The sequence below is a fragment of the Terasakiella sp. SH-1 genome (genome assembly GCF_004564135.1).
Taxonomy (GTDB): domain Bacteria; phylum Pseudomonadota; class Alphaproteobacteria; order Rhodospirillales; family Terasakiellaceae; genus Terasakiella.
Genome location: NZ_CP038255.1, coordinates 192,276 through 213,215 on the forward strand (window position 1 = coordinate 192,276; position 20,940 = coordinate 213,215).

Below are 20,940 nucleotides of genomic sequence, written 5' to 3' on the forward strand. Positions count from 1 at the left end.
CTCGGCTTTATGCGTTGCTGGTTTCAGCAGCAGGGAGTAGTTCAACTTTTTCAAGTCCATAGCGTTCCAGCTTACCACGCAATCCGACCCGCGACAGCCCTAATTCTTCTGCGGCTTTGGTCTTGTTCCAACGGTGGCGCACAAGTGTTTCATAAAGAATTTTGACTTCGATATTTTCAATGCGTTCTTTCAATGTGCCATCAAAGGAATTGAGCAAGGACATTTCTTGTTGTTCTTCCGGTTCCACGGACATCAAAACGCGTGGGGAAAGCAGCTCAGCCCCCAGCATCTCGCCTTCTCTTGCCATGACGAGCATCCGTTGAACTTCATTTTGCAGTTCACGCACATTGCCGGACCAGTGATAGGCTTTCAGGCAATTCATGGCTTCTTGGCTGATGCCGCTGACCTTTTTACCCAGGTTGCTCATGGCTTGATCAAGCAGGTAATTGGCTAACACAGGGATATCATTGCGGCGCTCATGTAAGGGGGGCAGCTGAATGATCATGGCAGCAAGGCGGAAGTATAAATCTTTCCTAAACCGTCCCTCGCGTACTTCCTGTTCCAAATCCCGGTTGGTGGCGGCAATGACACGCACGTCAATTTTGCGGGTGCGTGTGGCCCCGACCGGGCGGATTTCACCTTCTTGTAAGACGCGCAAGAGTTTGACCTGAAAGGCTTGGGAGACTTCACCGATTTCATCTAAAAAAACCGTACCGCCATCGGCGCGTTCAAACAGGCCGGTGTGATCATTTACTGCGCCCGTAAAAGCGCCCTTTTTATGACCGAAGAGTTCGCTTTCCAGCAATTCATCAGGCAAGGCCCCGCAGTTTTCCACCACAAAGGCTTTATCCCATCTCAGTGAATTATAATGAAGCGCACGCGCGGCCAGCTCTTTACCTGTACCAGACTCCCCACATAACAGAACAGACACATCATAGCCCGCAATCTGTTGAATTTGATCACACACGCGGTCCATCGGGCTGTTTTGGGCGCGAATGATACCATTGTCATCCTGATAAGCATCTTTGAGTTTTTGACGCCGGGAATCCATAATCCGTTTGGCGCTATCCGCTGTCATTTTTAGCTCAATTGCCAGCAGTTCATTCTGGCGCTGGAGATCAAAAAGCTGTACGGCATTTTGTAAGGTCAGGATCAGTTTATCAGGTTGCCAGGGTTTGGTGATATATTGATAAATTCCAGCCTTGTTAATACCTGTGATGATGTCTTCGGCTTCGGTATAGCCTGAGATAATGATACGAATGGTTTCCGGCCATTTTTCACGGACTTCCTGTAAAAATTCCACCCCGGTCATTTCCGGCATAAGCTGATCACACAGGATCACCTGTATCCATTGTTCATTTAAGATTTCACGTGCTTGGCTGACGCTGGAGGCGGTGAAAACGGTGAAGTCAAAGGAAAGCGTGCGCTCCAATGTTTCCAGCGAACGAAGTTCATCATCAATGACAAGGATAGTGGCGTTGCTTTCAGACATATTTTCACCCTTTAGCAAATGCGCGGTAACTGTTCACCGTTGAGCCAATCCACCACCCGTGCCCCGCCAAAGGCAGTTTCCATGGTGACAAAATGATTGGGATCTTCATGCACGGTGCCAATCTGGGCGGCGTGTTGACCCAGTGGGTGATTGCGCATGATCTCTAACAACGTTTCAGCCTTGTCTTGGGGGCAAATGACAATCACCTTGCCCTCATTGGCTACATAAAGGGGATCAAGGCCCAGAAACTCACAAGCCGCATGAACATCGCTGCGCACTGGAATGTCATCTTCCATCAGCTTAATACCGACACCAGATTGCTGGGCAATTTCATTAAGGGTGGAGGCTAACCCGCCGCGTGTGGGATCACGCAGCACATTGATTTCCGGCACGGCCTTGACCATGTCCGCAATCACGCCGTTTAGCGACGCACTGTCAGAAATAATCTCGGTTTCAAAGGCAAGGTTTTCGCGATGGGACATGATGGCAACCCCATGATCACCAATGGTGCCATTGATTAAGACCGCATCACCAGGCTTGGCGTTTGCCCCGGAAATATCCAAGTCTATTGAGACCACACCGATCCCGGTGGTGGAGATAAAGACGCCATCGCCTTTGCCTTTTTCCACGACCTTTGTGTCGCCTGTGACAATGGCAACACCAGCCTCACGTGCAGCCTTTGCCATGGAAATGACGATCTTTTCCAAATCAGCGAGTGCGAAGCCTTCTTCCAGAATAAAGCCAGCTGAAAGATATAACGGTTTGGCACCTGACATCGCCACATCATTGACTGTGCCATGCACACTTAGGGCACCGATATCCCCGCCGGGAAAAAACAGGGGGGACACCACATGGCTGTCGGTTGCCATGACAATGCGTTCATTGGCCCCAAGGGCAGGCAGGATGGCCTGATCATTTTTTTGATTAAGGTAGTCATTTTCAAAATGTTTTTGAAACAGTTGTTCAATCAAATCATTCATGGCCCGCCCACCAGAGCCATGGGTCATATCAATACGACCGGATTTGATGTTCAGTTTGGCCTGAAAGCGTTTAGTCACTTCGTTCATGCGGCATTCTCCGAGCCCTTGTTATCCATGCGAAAACGCCCATAAGACCAATAGGCCGCACAGGACCCTTCAGAAGATACCATGCAGGCACCTTGCGGGTCTTCTGGTGTGCAAATGGTGCCGAAAAGTTTACAGTCAGTCGGTTTTTTCATGCCGCGTAAAATATCGGGGCAGGCACATCCCTTAACGTCACGTCCGGTGCTTTTGCTCAGTTCAAATCGTTTTTCTGCATCCCATTGTGCAAAGGGCGCACGGATTTGCAGGGCGCTTTTTTCCATCCAGCCTAGGCCACGCCATTCAAACGTATCGCGCAGTTCAAAGACTTCGGCGACCAGTTGTTGGGCTTTCAGATTGCCATCACGGGTGACGACGCGGTGATATTCATTTTCCACCTCGCAACGCCCTTCGTTAATCTGGCGAATAAGCATGAGGCTGGCCTGCATCACATCAAGGGGTTCAAAACCGGCGATGACCACAGGCTTTTTATATTTTTCAACAGCAGGTTCATAGGGCTTGGTGCCGATCACAGAACTAACGTGAGAGGGACCGAGGAAACCATCCAGGGCCACTTGGGCATCGGCTTGTGGGTCTTCACTATCGAGAATATGACCGATGGCGGAAGGGGTCAGGACATGGTTGCAAAAGACTGAAAAATTCATCAGCCGTTCTTTGCGGGCCTGTTGCAAGGCAATGGCGGTTGGTGGGGTTGTGGTTTCAAAACCGATAGCGAAAAATACCACGTCGCGTTCCGGATTTTGGCGTGCCAGTTCAAGGGCATTCTGTGTGGAATAGACCATGCGCACATCTGCACCTGCGGCTTTGGCCTTGATCAGGCTTTTTTTCTGACTGGCCGGTACCCGCATCATATCGCCGTAAGTACACAGGATGACATTATGGCGTTCGCACAGTTCAATGGCGTTATCAATGCGCGGGATGGGTAACACACAAACTGGACAGCCGGGGCCGTGAACATAATGTACGTTTTTCGGCATCAGGTCCTGTACCCCATAACGAAAAATCGCATGGGTATGACCACCGCAAAATTCCATGATGTGATAATCACGGTCCGGTTGGACTTCGGCTTTGATGTTTTCTGCAATCTTGTGGGCCAGTTCTTTTTGGCGAAACTCATTAACATATTTCATGACAGTTGTTCCTGTACAGACGGGGCGAGCAGGCCGCTTTCAGCCATGAGTTCAAGTGTTTTTTCAGCTTCTTGCGGGCTGATTTTATTGATGGCATAGCCCACATGCAGCAAGACGTAATCGCCCACTTGCACATCATCAATCAGGGCAACGGAAATTTCTTTTTTGATCCCGTCCAGTGATACCATGGCCGTATCTTTTTCCGGGTCTGTTGAAATCACTTCAACAGGAATGGCAAGGCACATAATCTACTCCCTGTGGCTTTTGTTTGTTGTAATCCACTCACACCAGTTTCCCATCCCTTCACCGGATTTAGACGACAGTTGGAAGACTTGAATGTTCGGGTTGATTTTACGGGCATTTTCAATGCAGGCATCCACATCAAAATCCAGATAAGGCAAAAGGTCGACCTTGGTCAGGATCATGATGTCAGCAGCATGGAACATATCGGGATATTTCAGTGGTTTATCTTCACCTTCTGTCACCGACAAGATCACCACCTTATGAGCTTCGCCCAGATCAAAACCGGCCGGGCAGACCAGATTGCCGACATTTTCAATAAAGAGGATGGCGTTTTCTGAAACACCCAGACTTTCCACCCCATGACCGACCATATGGGCATCAAGGTGACAGCCCTTGCCCGTGTTGATTTGCAGGGCAGGCACGTTGGTTTCACGAATGCGATCAGCGTCATTGGCGGTTTGTTGGTCCCCTTCGATCACAAACAGGTCGTGCTCGTCTTTCATGTCCAGCAAGGTGCGGGTCAAAAGCGTGGTCTTGCCGGAGCCTGGGGAGGAAACGAGGTTAAGAGCAAAGATGTTTTTCTCGCCAAAAAATGCGCGGTTTTTATCGGCGTAACTGTCGTTTTTAGACAGGATATTCTGTTCAATTTCCACCATACGTGATTGGGACAGGCCCGGTGCATGGGCATGGGCAGGGCCGTGGCCGTAATGATGGGTCTGGTCATCCACATGGATATGGTCATGTCCTTCTATTTTGGTTTCGCCGGGGGCGCATCCACAAACGCTACACATCAGTTGACCTCCATGTCTTTTATGCGCAGTTCATCACCGCAGCTGACTTGTAATTGATGGGACCCGCATTTCGGGCAGGCATCATATCTTTCTTTAATCTCGACCAGTTCAGCACATTCCATGCACCAGGCTTGGGCCTGGGTTTCAAGGATTTCAAGGGCGCAGCCATCGGCCAGTGTATTTCGCGTGACGACCTCGAAACCAAAACGTAGGGCCTCAATTTCCACACCGCTTAAGGGGCCGACTTCAAGACGCACAGATTGCACGGTTGTGAAATTTTGCTGCACCGCCTGTTCTTCCATAATCTGGAGAATGCTTTCACACAGGGACATTTCATGCATCAGTGGACCCTCACTTCAAAGCCGACACAGGGGTCAATGGCACGAATGATCATTTCCGCCTGTTTCTTGATCGTCTGTTCATCAGTGTAAGCCAGTTTTTGCAAGCTTTCCACTGCTATAGATGAAGGATGGAAATTCCATTGTGACGGCGATAGAATTTGATAGTCTGTCACAGCTTCCCCTTCAAGGCAAAGGGCGTGATAGAGCCGCCCGCGTGCGGTTTCCAGTGTGGAAATTGCACTATCATTACTGATTTGCGTTGTTTGGCACAGTCTTTCTTGTTTCCGCATCCGGCTGGGGATATGGGCCAGTTCAATGAGGCGGGCAACGTAACGGGTTAGCACGCCGTTGCCGAATTCTTGGGCAAGGGCTGTAATCAGCGGATGGTTGATCTGGCGGGCCAGGGCCCCGGTTTCAGCTGTTTTCTGGTCCAGCTTAGGTTTATTTGGAAAGTCCGTGTCATCAAATATCTTGTGATAGATCACATCGCTTGCCACGCCATTAAGAGGGGATATTTGCGTTTGGCCAAGGGTAGCTGTTTTTTTCCTGAGAAGGAGTTTCACCAGTTGGGCCGGAATGGTTTTGCTTCTTTCCATCCATTGGAAGAAATCTTCGCAGGTTGTCATTTTAACCCATTCTTCTGTGGGCTGGTTGAAGACGTGTTTGTGAAGATAGGTCTCTACGGCCTCGATTTCTTGTTTGACTTTCTCTGAATTGAAATGAAGCAGGGCATCAAGATGAAAGGGGGCTGTCTGTGCAAAGGTCGCATTGGCAAATTGTTTTCGCCATTGAGTAACCGGGGCAAAGCTTTTCAGGGCAGCTTGATCACTGCCCAGTTCTGCCCATTCCATCAGGTTGCGCAGGATATATTCTTTTGCCTGTTCGGCCAAAACGATCAGGCTGCGGGCTTGGCTACGCTCCGGATTATTTTTTTGCAAGAGATGTTCTGCTGCATCTACCGCGCAATAGCCTTGGGCGGCACCGCAGATGCTGAAAATCAGGGGGATGCGCTTGGTCACATCTTCAATATTTAACCCCTTAAAGCCACTCGCCAACTGGGCAGGGAGTTTGGTTTGAAGGCGCACGTCATGGGGCTGGTCTTGTTTAGATGAAGGGTGAATATCAATGAGGATATGTGTGTCCATCATGGCTGCTGGCCGTCATGTTGGGGCGATATATTATCTTCCTTCATACCAAGAAAGGCCCGGCGGGAGCGTTCTGGTTGGTCTTTGAGGTCTGTTTGATCAGCGGTTTTTTCTTCTGACCAGATATTTTCCATGCGGTTCTGGTTGTGCTTCTCCACGTCCAGTTCGTTGACTTCACGGGCTTGCATGATCAGCTCAAGAATATGCTCAGCCGTTTCTAGCGTGGTTTGTTGATCGACAAATTCAAACATGGGCGAATAGAGTGCACACATGTAATTTTTACCAATGAGCTGATCTTCGCCAAAAATGAATTCAAACTTACCAGCGGGAAAGGTGAAGGTCTTTTTCATGCCAGCGTCTTGATCCCAAATGTCCGGGTCATTTTTCACATCAGGCAGCAGCATGAGATTCATAAACCACGGGGTAATCATCACGCCCAACCACATGCCTTGATAGGGGCGAAACTCAACAGCCTGTACTTTTAGGACAGGGTTGAGGATCGGCACGCCAACCATGCGTTCCTTTTCAATCAAGCGATAGGCTACTTCCAGTTTCAGGGCAATGTGATCCGCTGGTGTATTCATGGGCTAACCACCATAAATTCTTCACGTTTTCCTTCGCAGGTCGGGCAGCTCCAATGATCGGGCAGTTGTGAGAAGGGGGTGTTTGGGGGGATTTGCCAATAACCATCACCTTCTTTCGGGTCATAGACATGCCAGCAGATTTTACATTCCAAAACAGCATCATCACTGATCTTGGAATTATCCCCGCCATATGATCCCCCGAAAAAGGACTGAGTCATTTGTAAACCTCCATGATCTCACTGAGGCGTTCTGCACTATCAAGGATATCTTCCTGAGCGGCACGCACCACGTCGGGCAGATCGACGATTTCAATGGAATTTAAAATGGTGGCATCCTGGGAGTTAAAATACTGCACCCACCAGACATTTTTCGTCATGGTCGAAGACACCCGGCAATTGCCATAGCCGCGCGACAAGATGATGGTGGTGCCAACCCCAAGCTTTTCTGCCAGATAGGCGATGTCTTCATCGGTTTGCGGCAACAGCGTCAGGTTAATGGCATGACATGGCTGGCCCGCTCTGTAGTTTGCCACCTTGTCTTTAATCTCGGATAAAACAGGCGGGGCGTTGCGCACACCTTCCGGGAAGGTACTGTCCAGTTCAATGGTCTCAGCTGCTGTTTTAAAAGTTTCGTTGAAAATACTGTCTGGGTAGGCGGCGACTTCGATGTTGTCAGAAATTTGATTATCTTTGCCTGTGATTTCAACCACCCGCCAGACCCCGGCCAGTACGGACTCTTGGGCTTGATAGCGGGTGCCACATACGATAGAAACTTCGCCTTCGCCCATGATCTGGTTGATTAATCCCAAGTCTTTCGGGGCAAGGCTATTAAGGCTATAGGTAAGTGCGGAAGAATCAATCTTATAGTTCGCCAGATCATCAGCCATTTGATTAAGCAACGCCTTGGCTTCTTCCATGCCAAGGGTGTCTTCCGGTTCCGGGGCAAGGGGCTGATGGAATGTGACCATATCACGCGGCATTTCCATATAATCCAGTGTGGCACCATCTTCGTTTTCAGGTTGCGTGCCAGGGCCGACCAGACCGGGAATGATTGTTTCTGCTGTCATGTCTCTCTACCTGTTATTGCGCCGCATTGGTGCGTAGGTGGTGGGCCACAATCTCATTTGTTTTGGTGATGAATTCCGACCATTCCATGATGCCGGAAATGGTGCCCAGCATGTCCTCACCTTTTAGGAAAACAAGGGTGGGCAGCAAAACGAAATTGAATTTGGCCTGAAAGGCGGCTTCGGTTTCACGTTGGGAAATACAGGGTTTAAACTGTCCCTGATAGGTCTTGACCAGTTCCGGTAAAATCACAGCGAGATCATTGGCGGTGCTGACCCGTTTATAGTCACCTGTGACCATCAAAACGACAAGTTCATTGTCGACACAAAAAGCCTCAAGGCCCGTTTCATCTACAACCGGGATGGCATCGCGTTCAATAATAGATTCAAGGAGGGGGGAAAACATGCTTGTTCCTCTTTTACTTCTGGACCAGATCGGGAAAATATTGATCAAGTTGATCATTGCCTGACATGGCTTGTTCAAGGGCGCTTAAGGCATCAATGATTTGCTTGGCAGTGGTTTCATCCAGTACTTCGCGTGCAGCACCTAAAAAGGTCATCACCCATGTACCTGCGGGCTGTTCACCGGTGAGAACCATATCAATGGTGTGCCGTGTACCGTTGTTATCTTCGCAAAGGGCTTGAAACAGGGTGCTTTCCAGCACTCTCATAGGTATGCCGACACACATTAGACAGGGACTCCTAAAATGCGTCCCTCAGTGTCTTCTGCAAGGACGGCTTCCAATTCGCCATCAAAATCTTCAGGGGCTTTCCAGCGGCTGTCGTTGATTAGCCGTTCATCGCCAACGCGGCAGGCTTCTGCCTCAGCAGGGCGTTCATTTTCATAACGCTCCATTTGCATGACCTGACAGCCTAATGTGTGCTGATGGTCCAAAGGTTGGGCACGTTTTTGGCCTTCAATGCCGTGTTTTTTCAGGAAAGAAAGGGCTTCATCAATAGAAGGGGTAATCTGTGCCTTAACCACATCGCGCAGGCTACCACCATAATCTTCCAGCTCTTTGGGCTGCACACCAATCAGGAACAGGTGGCTTGGGGCCTCGTCAAACATTTCGGCCATGGCGAGCACTTCCTGAAAGCCGGTTTGATGCAGGCTGACTTTTTTAGCCCCGAGAAAGCGGGGAACCTCATCGCCTTCCACCAGTTTCAGGGTACCCGGTTCCAGCCCGTAATCTACCGCATCAAATACCACAAGGATATCGGCGTCACGTACATGTTGAACAAGGTAAATTCCTTGGGTGCCGCCATCCATCAGTTTGACATTATCGCCAAACTCATAAAGACGGTTAAGTTCTTCAATGGCGCGCACGCCAAAGCCTTCATCGGCCCACAAAAGATTGCCAATGCCCAAGATCAACACATTTGTTTGAGCTGCATCACCTTCCATAATGAAGCGACCTCCCAACCTGTCTTTGTTTTTCCATTTTTTTTGCATCAAGAAAGCAAAGAGCAGGCCAGTTTTTTAAGTGGCTGTTTTTTATAGAAAATATGGGAATAGGATACAGAAGGGCATAAAAAAAGAAAAGAAACCTTCCGGTTATTTGTAAGTAATGGAAGGTTTCTTTTCAGTCGACCGAGAGAGGTCTAGGGATACGAGAAAGTGGATTAATCGTTTGGACGGGAGTCCTTGAACGTCCGCCAGCCTGAAATCATGGTGCCGATCAAGGATTGGCGTGACATGATGTCTTCACGCAAGGCTGCATAAATATGGGTGATGGCAAAACAGATCATGATCCACATGACGAGACGATGCCATGTGTGCACGTCCTGACTTTGACCAAACAGGGGGATGACCCAGCTGGAGAAATAGTCAAACTGCCAGCTGCCTATGCCTGTGCCTTCGCCATAAAGGGCAAGGCCGGTGATGATCATAAAGACCAGTCCCCACAAGAAGATGAAATGCATGACCAGTACGGCCAATGGGTTGTGACCGTCGTATTTCTTGGGTTCCGGGACGATAAAGGCATACCACAGCAGTTCGTGAACCACGCCGGCCCACCAGCCTGACTTATGAACAGGCGGCAGAAAGATCTGGCGGGCATGTTTGTTGCCCACGCACGCCGAATAGAGGCGGAAGACAAAACCGACAATCAGAATATAGCCGGAGACAAAGTGAATCCAGCGGATATAGCCCATCATGTAATGGTCGCTGGCTTCGCCGTGAATTGCAGGCAGGGGCTTACCGATCAGATAACCGGTAATGCACAAGGCCACGATGGCAAAGGCATTGATCCAGTGCCACAGGCGCACGGGTGCCTCGTAAATATAATGGGCCTCTTCCTTATGTGCTTTCATTTCGGTACTCATGGCGCACCTCCTTAGCGAACTTTGACGACTGCCAGCTCATCACCGTCTTCAGACATGACGTGAGTTGAACATGCCAGGCAGGGATCGAAACTATGCAGGTTACGCAAGATTTCCACAGGTTCTTCTGCGCGTTCCACCTTGGTGTTGAGAAGGGCGGCTTCAAACGCACCGATGTTGCCCTGATTATCACGAGGCGAACCGTTCCATGTGGTTGGCACGATACATTGATAGTTGTCGATCTTGGTATCCTTGATGCGGATCCAGTGACCCAAGGCCCCACGCGGGGCTTCGGTAAAGCCAACGCCTTTAACCTCTGTCGGCCATGTGCTGGGATCAAAATTACCGGAATTGGCCGTTGCCGTATCACCATTTTTGATATTGGTGATCAGCTTGTCGATGAAGTACAGCTGCATATCGGCACACCATTCGGCCTCAAGGGCACGCGCTGCTGTGCGACCTAATGTGGTGAACAGCGCATCCACCGGCGCATCCAGTGTTTTAAGCAGGCGGTTGACCTGATCGGTGATGACTTCATGACCTTGGGCATAGCCAATAACGTAACGCGCCAGTGGGCCGACTTCCATGGCATGGCCTTTCCAGCGTGGTGCCTTGATCCATGAATATTTGGCGTTTTCATCCACCTGTTTGATGTTGGTCTTGGTCCCTTTGAAGTTGGCACCTAGATCGAAGTTTGGTTCTGTGACCCCATCCCACGGATGTAGACCCTTGGCCTCGTCCGGGTAGGAATACCAGGAATGGGGAACGAATTCCTGAATTTCGTTTGGATCACGCAGATCAACCGGGTGCACTTCTTTCAGATTGCCATTGATGATCGCACCGCGTGGCATCATCAGGTTGGCGGCTGAATAATCATTGGCCTTATCAGGAATGTCGCCGTAAGACAGTACGCTCGTGCCGGAAATTCCGCCCCCATAGAGCCAGTCTTTATAGAAGCTGCCAATGGCAATCAGGTCAGGGATGTAGACATCCTTGATGAACTTGCGTGCACGCTCTGCAATTTGGCGCACATAGTTCAACCGTTCCATATTAATCGGTGCACCTGCCCCGTTCATATTGATGGCACAGGGCACACCGCCCACCAGCCAGTTCGGGTGGGTATCTTTTCCGCCAAAGACGGTCCGCACAGTCATGATCTCTTTTTGGAAATCAAGCGCTTCAAGATAGTGGGTGACGGCCATCAGGTCGGCTTCTGGCGGCAATTTATAAGCTGGGTTTGTCCAATAGCCGTTTTTAAATGGACCCAGCTGACCACTTTCTACAAACTTGCGAATACGGGTTTGTACATCACGGAAATAGCCTGGAGAGGATTTGGCGTGATGAGGGGAGACTTTTTGTTGCAGCTCAGAGGTTGCTTTTGGGTCAGCCTTCAGGGCATTGACCGGGTTCACCCAGTCTAATGCGTGTAGGTGATAGAAATGCACCAGATGATCATGAACCTGCAAGGATAGCTGCATGATGTTACGAATGGAGTTGGCATTTTCCGGAATGTCGATGTTGAGGGCATCTTCAACCGCACGCACAGATGTCAGGGCGTGTGTTCCGGTGCAAACACCACAGATACGCTGGGTGAAGGCCCAGGCATCGCGTGGGTCGCGACCTTTAAGGATGACTTCCAGGCCACGCCACATGGTCCCGGTGGAAACGGCGTTACGAATGACATTTTCAGAATCAATGTTAACTTCGCAGCGCATGTGGCCTTCGATCCGGGTGACAGGGTCGACAACAACGCGCTGCCCGGATGTATCCAAAGAAAAGCCATTAGGTGTGTTTACTGTAGACATTAGGCATCATCTCCTTTTTGGGCTACGCGTTTGATTGTACTGGCAGCGGCGTGGATGGCTGCGGCACCACCAACGATGGCGGCGGCCTTGCCCCCGATTTCATCGGCATCGGCTTCAATGCCAAAGCCGTGAACATTGCTCAGGCGTTCATAGAAACCGCCCTTATCCCAGAAGCCATCTTCGGAACAACCAATACAGGGATGACCGGATTGGATCGGGAAGGAAATGCCACCATTCCAGCGGGTGGTGGAACAGGCGTTGTACGTTGTCGGGCCTTTACAGCCGACTTTATAAAGGCAGTAGCCCTTGCGTGCGCCTTCATCATCGAATTCTTCAACAAACTGTCCGGCATCAAAATGCGGGCGGCGATAACATTTGTCGTGGATACGCTGGGAATAGAACATTTTGGGGCGACCTTGATTGTCCAGTTCCGGCAGCTTTTCAAAGGTCAGGATATAAGTGATGACCGCTGTCATGACTTCTGAAATCGGCGGACAGCCCGGTACCTTGATGATCGGCTTGTTGGCCAGACCGGGGACTTTGTGAACCGGGGTGGCCTGGGTCGGGTTTGGACGTGCGGCCTGCACGCAGCCCCATGACGCACAAGAGCCCCAAGACACGATCGCCTTGGCATGTTCTGCGGTATGTTTCAGTTGTTCCACAAAGGGTTTGCCGTTGATGAAACAATACATGCCGTCTTCGTTTAATGGCGGATTGCCTTCAACGGCGAGAATGAAGTTACCATCATATTTCTGGATGGTTTCTTCAATGATGGCTTCGGCCTGATCGCCGGCTGCGGCCATGATGGTATCGTCATAATCAAGGGAGATCATGGACAGAACCACATCCTTTGCCAGCGGGTGGGCAGAACGGATGAAGGATTCTGAACAACAGGTACATTCCAGACCATGCAGCCAGAGCACAGGAATGCGGGGTTTGGTTTCCATCGCATGGGCGATTTTTGGTGCAAAGCTTGGCCCCAACCCCAAAGCTGCAGCGGCCAAACTGCAATATTTCAGAAAACTACGTCGCGTAATGCCCTGGCGACGCATGACCTCGTAAAATGTTTCGTGCATATCATGCCTCCCTTAATAATCCTCACACCATTTCAGGCGTTAGGGACTTATCAGCAAGGCTTGTGCCAGTTTATTAATTAATTGTTTTATAAGGGGTTTATCTGTTTTACTGGGGCAGTAGGGTAAGCGGAGCTTTCAACCTAAAGGGTGGGGTGGAAAGTCTCTTTCCGGTTATTGGGGAATTCAGATAGGCTTTAGGCATTTGCTGGAAAATATGCTATACTCCCAACTGACCGATTAACTGAAAAAGACAATCAAAAATAACCATTTTTAAGGGCGGGCTGGACTGAAAGGGAGGATACGGTGAAGTTCCCCATATATCTCTGCTGCATATGTTTTTTGTATGCTGTAACAGTGCAGGCAGAAACGGATTTACAGAATTATTGGTCCTATGATGAATATTTATCCCTGAATCCAACGCAGGTTGAGGTCGTAGACCATTTTGCACAGCGTGTACGATCGGATGTGACGGAACATTCCTTACATCTTCAAAAGCCCATTGAAATTGCGGTAATCTATCCCGGCATTCAGGCCAGTGATTATTGGCGCAGAAGTGTGTCTTCTTTTGAGGCGCGCCTGAAAGAACAGCGACTGCCTTATCGCATCACACCTCATTTTACCAAACCTGCTGTTGAAGTTCGTTTACAGGAAAAAATTATCGAAAAAGCCTTGCAAAATGATCCAGACTATCTGGTCTTTACACTGGATGCGGTGCGCCATGAACGCATTATTCAGCGATTGATCAAAAAAGGGCGTCCCAAAGTTATTATTCAAAATGCAACCCGTCCGCTAAAACAATGGGGCAGCGATCAGCCGTTCCTGTATGTCGGGTTTGATCATGCGGTTGGGAGCCAATTGCTTGCAGACAAGTTTATTGCAGAGTTTCCCAAGGGAACCGATTATGCCCTGTTTTATGGATCACGCGGTTTTGTAAGTGCGGCGCGTGGAGATACATTTAGGGATCGGGTGGCAAAAGATCACAACGCCCATCCCACAGTGTCTTATTATCTGGATTTTGACCGGGAACGTTCGCGCAAAGCAGCCTTGCATTTGATCTCCCGTCAAAAATTACCCCGCTATATTTATGCCTGTTCGACCGATATTGCCCTTGGGGTGATTGATGCGGCAAAAGAAACCGGGCAGCTGGATCAGGTCAGTGTCAATGGCTGGGGGGGCGGCGGTGATGAGCTGGATGCCCTGTTAAAAGGCGAGCTGGATTTCACGGTGATGCGCATGAATGATGATAATGGTGTGGCTATGGCTGAGGCCATTTATCTGGATATGTCCGGGCGTAGCTCTGAAGTGCCTTTGATCTATTCTGGTGATATTGTTCTGGTTGATAAAACGACCTCGCCGCAGGATGTTGAAAAACTCAAGAAAAGGGCTTTTCGATATTCCAGCTGGTGGCGCAGTGATGTTGAAGGTGTTTTGCAATCCACATTAATTAATTAGGTCAATCTCTCTTTTTCCCTTATAACCTTTATTGTCACGTTCTATGATGAAGGGCGGACTTATCGGGTTGTATCGGTTTTTTGTGGTGCGATTATTCCTATATGGGGACTGTTTTAACACTCAAAAAACGGTACAATGCCCAAGACTTGGATTTCGTGTGCTGTAAAAGGGGCCTTTTGAGATGCCAACAATTCTTTTTGTCGATGATGAAATTAATGTCCTTGGGGCAATGAAACGCAGCTTCCGCCATATGGGGGATAACTGGTCTTTTTTGTTTGCCGATTGCGCACCTTTAGCCATTGATATCCTTAATCGTATTGAGAAAGTCGATGTGGTTGTGACCGATGTCATGATGCCACGCGTAGATGGTAAGGAATTGGTCAAAAAGATTTTGGCAGAATATCCGCAGACGAAACCCATTGTCCTGTCAGGTCAATGTGATGATGCTGCGAAGGCGGAATTTGAAAGAATGAAGGTGCCTTTTTACAACAAGCCATTTCCAATGGAAGAATTGAAAGAAAAGATCGTGGAGATGACAAAATCATAAGTTGTGCTTATGGTTGTAAAGGTGAAGAGGCCCTATGCTGTAATGCGTAGTGGCCTTTTTTATTACAAGGCTAAAGAAGGCCCGAAATCCATCAAATTCCGACATTTTGCATGTTTTGCTTCTTTGTTATGGCAGTTCTTTTATATAATGAGCCCCACTCAGGGGTGAGTATTGGAATAGGAACAGTATAAGCGATTTTAATCGCGGGGCACTGAAACTTAAAAAATGAAACAAGTGAACGCTCACATTATCGTTGCGGATGATAACGAACTTTATGCCCGTTCGTTGGCTGATTTTTTCAGCTCAAAAGGCTATCGGGTTTCTTGTGTTGAGACCGGGTGCCAGTTGCTTGAACTTATTGATAAAGAAGTGTTTGATGTCGCTATTCTGGATGTCGTGCGCGAAGCCGAAGACGGATTGGATATTGCCTCAGCATTAAGGCAGAAATCGGATATCGGCATCATCATACTGACAGGGCACCATACGACTGAACAGGATCAGGTTGAAGGGTTGCGGGTCGGCGCAGATGCCTATTTATCCAAATCCAGTGATCTATCTGTTGTTGAGGCAACGGTCCAAAGTGTTTTGCGCCGCTTGCGCAAGGACCAAGGCAGTGCTGAGCAAAAAAATGAGGCTGAAGGCTGGGCGCTGGATGTTTTGACCTGGCAGTTGACCACCCCGACAGGCAATACTCTGAAAATGACCCGACAGGAAGTCGGGATTCTGAAAAGCTTGTTCAAAGTATCGGGGGAACCTGTGGAACGCAGTGAAATTCTGTCTGAACTTGGAAAAAAAGACACGGAATTTGCACGTCGCAATCTGGAAACTGCGGTGCGTCGCTTACGGGTCAAAGTGGAGCGTGAGATTGGGGAAAGTCTGCCGATTGTAACGGTATATGGTCTTGGCTATGCCTTTACAGCGCTGGGTGAAATTGCCCAGAATGCGGGATAAGCCCCCTTACGTACTTTTCCTTAGGGTTTAAATCTATTTACAGTTATGCCCCTTATCGGCTAAAACCGAAGCGGGAACAAGGGAGGCGGTCATGAAAATAGTGACAGCTTATTCGGTCGAAAAAGACCAAAGCAAAGCGTTAGAAGCCATTGGGGAAGAGATCCAGAAAAAATTGGGAACAAATCCCGATTATATGATGGCTTTCTATACTGAAAATTATAATGCCAAAGAAATTGCTGCCGATTTGGCCGGGCAGTTTGAAACCGCACAGTTACAAGGCTGTTCATCCTGTCAGTTTGTAATGACCGATGAAGGGATTCATGGGGAAGATGGTTATGCCATTGGCGTGTTGGCGATGGCCGATCACGATGGTGATTTTGGTGTTGGGCATGCCGATATGGGGGAAGACCCCAACCAGGCAGCAACTGATGCATTACTGGCAGCCATTGAAAACAGTGGCCGGATGGGAGAAACCCCATCCTTGGTTTGGCTGACATCTTCACCAGGGTGTGAAGAACAGGTGATTGAAGGCATTACAAATGTCATTGGTGCAGATGTACCGATCTTTGGGGGCAGTGCTGCCGATAATACGGTGGCGGGCAACTGGTCGCTGATCGCCAATCAGGATGTGGTGGAAAATGGGGTGACACTGGCCGCCTTTTATCCCTCAGATGAAGTGAATGGATATTTCCATAACGGGTATTCTCCAACCGATAAAGTTGGTACCGTTACCCGTGCAGAGGGGCGCTCAATCCTTGAAATTGATGGTCAGCCAGCCGCGCAAGTCTATAACGACTGGAGCGGAGGGGTAATTGAGACACAGCTCAAAGAAGGCGGGAATGTCTTGATGGATACCACCTTCCAGCCATTGGGCCGTGTGGTCGGTAATGTGGGGGGCGTGGATTATTTTAACCTCAGCCATCCGGAATCTATTGGCGAAGGTGGGCGTTTGAACCTGTTCACCAATATCAGCGAAGGGGATGAAATCGTCTGTATGACCGGTGCGCGCGATGGACTGATTGCCCGTGCAGGCCGTGTGGCTAAAACAGCACAGGAAATGCGCACAGATGATACGACACAAACAGCCGGGGCATTGATCATCTATTGTGCAGGCTGTATGCTCAGTGTCGGTGAACAGAAAGATGAAGTTGTTTCTTCGATTAAAGGCGCCTTGGGAGATGCACCGTTTCTGGGGGGCTTTACATTTGGGGAACAGGGTTGTTTTAATAATGGCAAAAATGGCCACGGCAACTTGATGATTTCAGCGGTGAACTTTGCGACCAAAGGTTAAGACGTAGGGACCTCAGTTTGATTGATGACTACAACAAACTTCAAAATGAAGACTTGCGAGCGATCATTTTGGAGTTGGAAGCAGCACGGGAACACGAACGCCAGCAACGTAAAATTGCGGAAGTTATGCTGGACGGGATTACGCTGCTGAATTCGTTGCGGAGTCTGGAAGAGGTTTTCCCAAAACTGCTGTCGACCATTAATAGCCTGATTGAATTTGAATATGCCTTTGTTCTGTTGGAAGAGGCAAATGGGGATTATGCCGTCGTCAGTGCAACGGATGATTTGTTTACCCATACATATTGGCAGCCGGAAAAGACATTTGCCCGTGTCTTACAAGGTCATACGCTGGCGAGCTTTAATGTCAGGATGATCCCGGAATGGAGCCGTCAACCCCAAGAGGTTCTGGACAAGGTGACATCGGCCTTGCATGTATCTGTTGCCAGTCCGCGATTGAATGGGTTGTTGGTCTGTACCCACTCAGAAAGCGGGTTCTTTAATAAACAACATGTTGCCATGTTTGAAAAATTTGCTCCACTGGTGACGCAGGCGTTGATTAACCTGGAGGATCGTCAAGGGCTGGAAAAGGCGGTGGAGACACGCACACGTGCCTTGCGCAATAGTGAGCGACGCTTGCGGGTCTATAGTGAAACATCTTCGGACTGGTTATGGTCAACCGATCAGGAACATCGTTTTTCTTTTTTATCAGAACGTTTTGAAACAACCACCGGGATTAATCCACAGAAGGTATTAGGCAAGTGTCGCTGGGATATTATTCCAAGTCAAAAAGAAGCAGACAGTCCAAAATGGCGCGAACACCGTCAACTTGTTGAAAATCAGAAACCGTTCAAAAATCTGGAATATTCGACGCATCTGAATGACAAGGATGTGCGTTGGGTGAATATTTCCGGGACACCGATCTTTGATGAAAATAATATTTTTCAGGGTTATCTGGGTACCGGGCAGGAAATTACCCAGCGTAAATTACATGAAGAAGAACTCAACCAAAACAGAACTGTTTTGGCGAGTAAGGTGCGTGAGCTGGATTTCCAGAAATATGCACTGGATCAACATGCTATTGTCAGTATCGCTGATTACGATGGCACGATCACGTATGTGAATGAAAAATTTTGTGAAATCAGTGGGTATGATGCTGATGAATTGATTGGTCGCAACCACCGTATGCTGGAAACGGCAGATTACATTGACCAAACCTATGACGATATCTGGGCCTTGGTGAGCCGCGGTCAGACCTGGCATGGCGAAAGCCGGAACCTGACCAAGGCCGGGGAAACCTTTTGGCTGGATAACACCATCGTCCCTTTCATGAATGATGAGGGCAAGCCGTTTCAGTTTATCTGTATTCAGACCGATATTACCGAACGGGTCAAGGCCAAGAACGAGGCTGACCGGGCCAGTGAGGCCAAATCTGAATTTCTGGCATCCATGAGCCATGAAATCCGCACCCCCATGACAGCGGTGATTGGCTATGCCGACTTGTTGCTGGATGATGATTTACCTAAAGACAGTCTGGGGAAAGTGCAAAATATCAAGGGATCGACCAATTCCCTGTTGCGCCTGTTGAATGATATTTTGGATATGTCCAAGCTTGAAGCCGGGAAAATGGTGATTGAGCGTATGGATTTTGACATTCATAAGCTGGTGCGTGAAACCGTTGAACAAACACAGCGTTCCCGCCCGCAAGGTTTCCCGATTGAGGTCGAGGTCCATATCGCACCAAACCTGCCGCGTGATGTGAAATCGGACCCGACCCGCTTGCGCCAGATTGTGGTCAACCTGTTTGGCAATGCTTTGAAATTTACCCGTGAAGGCACCATTACGGTTTATGCGCAATTGCAGCCTGCTGCTGCCCCCACCCATAGCCCCATGATCAAGATCAGTGTTCAGGATACGGGCATTGGTATGGGAAAAGAAACGCTCAGCCGATTGTTTCAGGATTTTGTGCAGGCTGATGCGTCTATTTCACGAAAATTTGAAGGTACGGGGCTGGGGCTTGCCATTTGTCGGCGTCTTTCCCACCTGATGGGTGGGGAAATCGGGGTGGAGAGTGAAGAAGGGGTTGGCAGTACTTTCTGGTTTACCATCCCTTATGAGCAGGCATCTTCTGAAGTGTCTCACGAGAAATCCTTACCAACCAGCACACATTATAAAGCCAATCGTATCTTGAATATTTTATTGGCCGAAGACAATAAGATTAATCAGGTTGTAATTCAGAAGCTGTTGGAAAAGGTGGGCCATTGCGTCAGTGTTGCCAATAATGGCATCGAAGCCGTTGACCGTTATCACAAGCAAGACTTCGACCTGATTTTGATGGATATTCGCATGCCGGAAATGAGTGGGATTGAAGCCACTCGCCTGATCCGCCAAATGCGAGGCGAGAAGGCGGTTGTACCGATTATTGCAGCCAGTGCTGATGCCATGAAAGAGAATGTGCTTTCATATCTGGATGCCGGGATGGATGGGTATATTGCCAAACCGATTGACCTGACAGACATGTTTGAAACCATCAATGAAGTGATGGGGGAAGAGGTTCAGAGCCCTATTCTTTAAAACTTGGGGTGAGCAACACGGTGCGGATCAGTTCAGGCTGACCGCTGGTATTGGTTTTTGAGAAAATCCGTTTTAAATAGGTCCGGGCCGACCCTTCGGTAATGCCCTGAATAGGGGCGGCTTCCTGTAACGAATAGCCTTGAATAATCAGGCGTAAAAGCTGGGCTTCTGATGGGGCCAGGTCGTAGAGGTCTTGCAGGTTCTCCACACTGGGGGGATTGTGTTTTTCCGGGTCTGCAACCAACATCAACACCTTGCCATCAATGGACGAAATGATGATGCGCAGGGAGGTTTCACTGCTGTTTCGTTCAAGGGACAGGGCGGTTTCAGTCTCAATGCCATTGGCAATGGCGTCTTGCAGTTCGTTTCTGTTGGTGCTGGACAGGCTACGAATAAAGTTGCCGCTATCAAGGGAGAGCCCATCTTGTTCGCTACAGATTTCAGCAGCAAACTGATTGAGGTGGAGAACACGGGCATCTGTATCACAAATGATCACACCAACTTGCAGGCGATCCAGTACATGCAGGCCAATTTCGGCACTTTGGGCATTTGGGGATTTCAGGGCCTCAAAACGGTTCAGGCAGTCCTCAATTCCCCTGCCAAGGTCAGCTGCCGGGCAAGGTTTTGTATAAAAACGGAAAATGGGTGTTTTATTGATAATATCCATTGCCGTATTCAGGTCAGCCGTTCCTGTCAGCATGACATATTGGGTGGAAGCATCAATATCGTTGAGATGGGTTGCCAGTTGCAGGCCATTGATCTTTGGCATTTTCAGGTCGGTGACGACAACATGAAAGGGAGCCTCTTTTTGCATTTCAATGGCTTTTTCCGGTGAAGATTCAAACGTCATTTCCCAGTCATTGCGATGGGAACGCATAAAGCCGCGACGCAATGCCTCCAGCAAGAGGGCATCATCATCAACAAACAGAATGCGGGGTTTGATCTCTTCCATGTAATCTCCTTTTTTGCCACAGATTAGCGCATAAAATCAGAAACTCAAGACCTGCTGTCCCCATTTGGGAATAGAATTTCATTCATAAACTACAGAAACTGTT

Annotated in this window: 22 protein-coding genes; 5 read left to right on the forward strand and 17 right to left on the reverse strand. The window is 49.0% G+C overall.

The annotated features are described in order from the left end of the window. Window positions 1–7: 7 nt before the first annotated feature. The 16 genes from E4K71_RS00865 to E4K71_RS00940 form a co-directional block, all read right to left on the reverse strand. On the reverse strand, window positions 8–1,492 hold the full coding sequence (locus E4K71_RS00865; RefSeq protein WP_135075183.1) for a sigma-54 dependent transcriptional regulator: 1,485 nt from the start codon (window positions 1,490–1,492) through the stop codon (window positions 8–10). Window positions 1,493–1,503: 11 nt separating this feature from the next. Beyond that, on the reverse strand, window positions 1,504–2,559 hold the full coding sequence (gene hypE, locus E4K71_RS00870; RefSeq protein WP_135075186.1) for a hydrogenase expression/formation protein HypE: 1,056 nt from the start codon (window positions 2,557–2,559) through the stop codon (window positions 1,504–1,506). Continuing rightward, a complete protein-coding gene (gene hypD / locus E4K71_RS00875) occupies window positions 2,556–3,704 on the reverse strand; it encodes a hydrogenase formation protein HypD (protein WP_135075190.1) in 1,149 nt (382 codons plus the stop codon). The genes hypE and hypD overlap by 4 nt, the downstream gene beginning before the upstream one ends. After that, window positions 3,701–3,949, reverse strand: a complete 249-nt coding sequence (locus E4K71_RS00880) for a HypC/HybG/HupF family hydrogenase formation chaperone (protein WP_135075193.1) — start codon at window positions 3,947–3,949, stop codon at window positions 3,701–3,703. Before E4K71_RS00880 ends, hypD begins: the two co-directional genes overlap by 4 nt. A gap of 3 nt (window positions 3,950–3,952) precedes the next feature. Then, window positions 3,953–4,738 (reverse strand): hydrogenase nickel incorporation protein HypB, encoded by a 786-nt coding sequence (gene hypB, locus E4K71_RS00885; RefSeq protein WP_135075196.1) that lies wholly within the window; start codon window positions 4,736–4,738, stop codon window positions 3,953–3,955. Continuing rightward, window positions 4,738–5,079, reverse strand: a complete 342-nt coding sequence (gene hypA, locus E4K71_RS00890; RefSeq protein WP_206201930.1) for a hydrogenase maturation nickel metallochaperone HypA — start codon at window positions 5,077–5,079, stop codon at window positions 4,738–4,740. The genes hypB and hypA overlap by 1 nt, the downstream gene beginning before the upstream one ends. Beyond that, on the reverse strand, window positions 5,079–6,227 hold the full coding sequence (locus E4K71_RS00895) for a nickel-dependent hydrogenase large subunit (RefSeq protein WP_135075199.1): 1,149 nt from the start codon (window positions 6,225–6,227) through the stop codon (window positions 5,079–5,081). Before E4K71_RS00895 ends, hypA begins: the two co-directional genes overlap by 1 nt. Further along, entirely contained in the window at window positions 6,224–6,808 is a 585-nt protein-coding gene (gene hybE, locus E4K71_RS00900; RefSeq protein ID WP_135075202.1) for a [NiFe]-hydrogenase assembly chaperone HybE, read from the reverse strand. Before hybE ends, E4K71_RS00895 begins: the two co-directional genes overlap by 4 nt. Then, window positions 6,805–7,026, reverse strand: coding sequence for a rubredoxin (locus E4K71_RS00905; RefSeq protein WP_135075205.1), 222 nt, complete (start codon window positions 7,024–7,026; stop codon window positions 6,805–6,807). The genes hybE and E4K71_RS00905 overlap by 4 nt, the downstream gene beginning before the upstream one ends. Next, window positions 7,023–7,874, reverse strand: coding sequence for a hydrogenase expression/formation protein (locus E4K71_RS00910; protein ID WP_135075209.1), 852 nt, complete (start codon window positions 7,872–7,874; stop codon window positions 7,023–7,025). The genes E4K71_RS00905 and E4K71_RS00910 overlap by 4 nt, the downstream gene beginning before the upstream one ends. A gap of 13 nt (window positions 7,875–7,887) precedes the next feature. Beyond that, window positions 7,888–8,277 carry a hydrogenase-1 expression HyaE gene (locus tag E4K71_RS00915; protein ID WP_167730171.1) on the reverse strand — a complete coding sequence of 130 codons (390 nt, stop codon included), beginning with the start codon at window positions 8,275–8,277 and terminating at the stop codon, window positions 7,888–7,890. Between the two features lie 13 nt (window positions 8,278–8,290). Then, complete coding sequence (gene hypC / locus E4K71_RS00920; protein WP_135075215.1) at window positions 8,291–8,560, reverse strand: HypC/HybG/HupF family hydrogenase formation chaperone; 270 nt, start codon at window positions 8,558–8,560, stop codon at window positions 8,291–8,293. Then, entirely contained in the window at window positions 8,560–9,276 is a 717-nt protein-coding gene (locus E4K71_RS00925) for a HyaD/HybD family hydrogenase maturation endopeptidase (protein WP_135075218.1), read from the reverse strand. The genes hypC and E4K71_RS00925 overlap by 1 nt, the downstream gene beginning before the upstream one ends. A gap of 218 nt (window positions 9,277–9,494) precedes the next feature. Beyond that, the gene (gene cybH, locus E4K71_RS00930; RefSeq protein WP_167730173.1) at window positions 9,495–10,196 is read right to left on the reverse strand and encodes a Ni/Fe-hydrogenase, b-type cytochrome subunit; all 702 of its coding nucleotides are present in this window, start codon (window positions 10,194–10,196) and stop codon (window positions 9,495–9,497) included. A gap of 11 nt (window positions 10,197–10,207) precedes the next feature. After that, window positions 10,208–11,998 carry a nickel-dependent hydrogenase large subunit gene (locus E4K71_RS00935; RefSeq protein ID WP_135075221.1) on the reverse strand — a complete coding sequence of 597 codons (1,791 nt, stop codon included), beginning with the start codon at window positions 11,996–11,998 and terminating at the stop codon, window positions 10,208–10,210. After that, window positions 11,998–13,074, reverse strand: a complete 1,077-nt coding sequence (locus tag E4K71_RS00940; RefSeq protein ID WP_135075224.1) for a hydrogenase small subunit — start codon at window positions 13,072–13,074, stop codon at window positions 11,998–12,000. Before E4K71_RS00940 ends, E4K71_RS00935 begins: the two co-directional genes overlap by 1 nt. 339 nt (window positions 13,075–13,413) lie before the next feature. Between E4K71_RS00940 and E4K71_RS00945 the strand changes: the two genes are divergently transcribed. The 5 genes from E4K71_RS00945 to E4K71_RS00965 all read left to right on the forward strand — a co-directional run bounded on the left by E4K71_RS00945 (window position 13,414) and on the right by E4K71_RS00965 (window position 19,885). Continuing rightward, window positions 13,414–14,526 carry a substrate-binding domain-containing protein gene (locus tag E4K71_RS00945; protein ID WP_167730175.1) on the forward strand — a complete coding sequence of 371 codons (1,113 nt, stop codon included), beginning with the start codon at window positions 13,414–13,416 and terminating at the stop codon, window positions 14,524–14,526. 181 nt (window positions 14,527–14,707) lie between these two features. Continuing rightward, a complete protein-coding gene (locus tag E4K71_RS00950; RefSeq protein WP_135075230.1) occupies window positions 14,708–15,073 on the forward strand; it encodes a response regulator in 366 nt (121 codons plus the stop codon). Window positions 15,074–15,298: 225 nt separating this feature from the next. Continuing rightward, the gene (locus tag E4K71_RS00955) at window positions 15,299–16,024 is read left to right on the forward strand and encodes a response regulator transcription factor (protein ID WP_135075233.1); all 726 of its coding nucleotides are present in this window, start codon (window positions 15,299–15,301) and stop codon (window positions 16,022–16,024) included. A gap of 91 nt (window positions 16,025–16,115) precedes the next feature. Continuing rightward, entirely contained in the window at window positions 16,116–17,315 is a 1,200-nt protein-coding gene (locus E4K71_RS00960) for an FIST N-terminal domain-containing protein (protein WP_135075235.1), read from the forward strand. A 17-nt stretch (window positions 17,316–17,332) separates the two neighbouring features. Then, the gene (locus E4K71_RS00965) at window positions 17,333–19,885 is read left to right on the forward strand and encodes a PAS domain S-box protein (RefSeq protein WP_135075238.1); all 2,553 of its coding nucleotides are present in this window, start codon (window positions 17,333–17,335) and stop codon (window positions 19,883–19,885) included. Here the strand turns inward: E4K71_RS00965 and E4K71_RS00970 are convergent. Next, window positions 19,875–20,837, reverse strand: a complete 963-nt coding sequence (locus E4K71_RS00970; protein ID WP_135075241.1) for a DNA-binding response regulator — start codon at window positions 20,835–20,837, stop codon at window positions 19,875–19,877. The genes E4K71_RS00965 and E4K71_RS00970 overlap by 11 nt on opposite strands. Window positions 20,838–20,940: the final 103 nt, after the last annotated feature.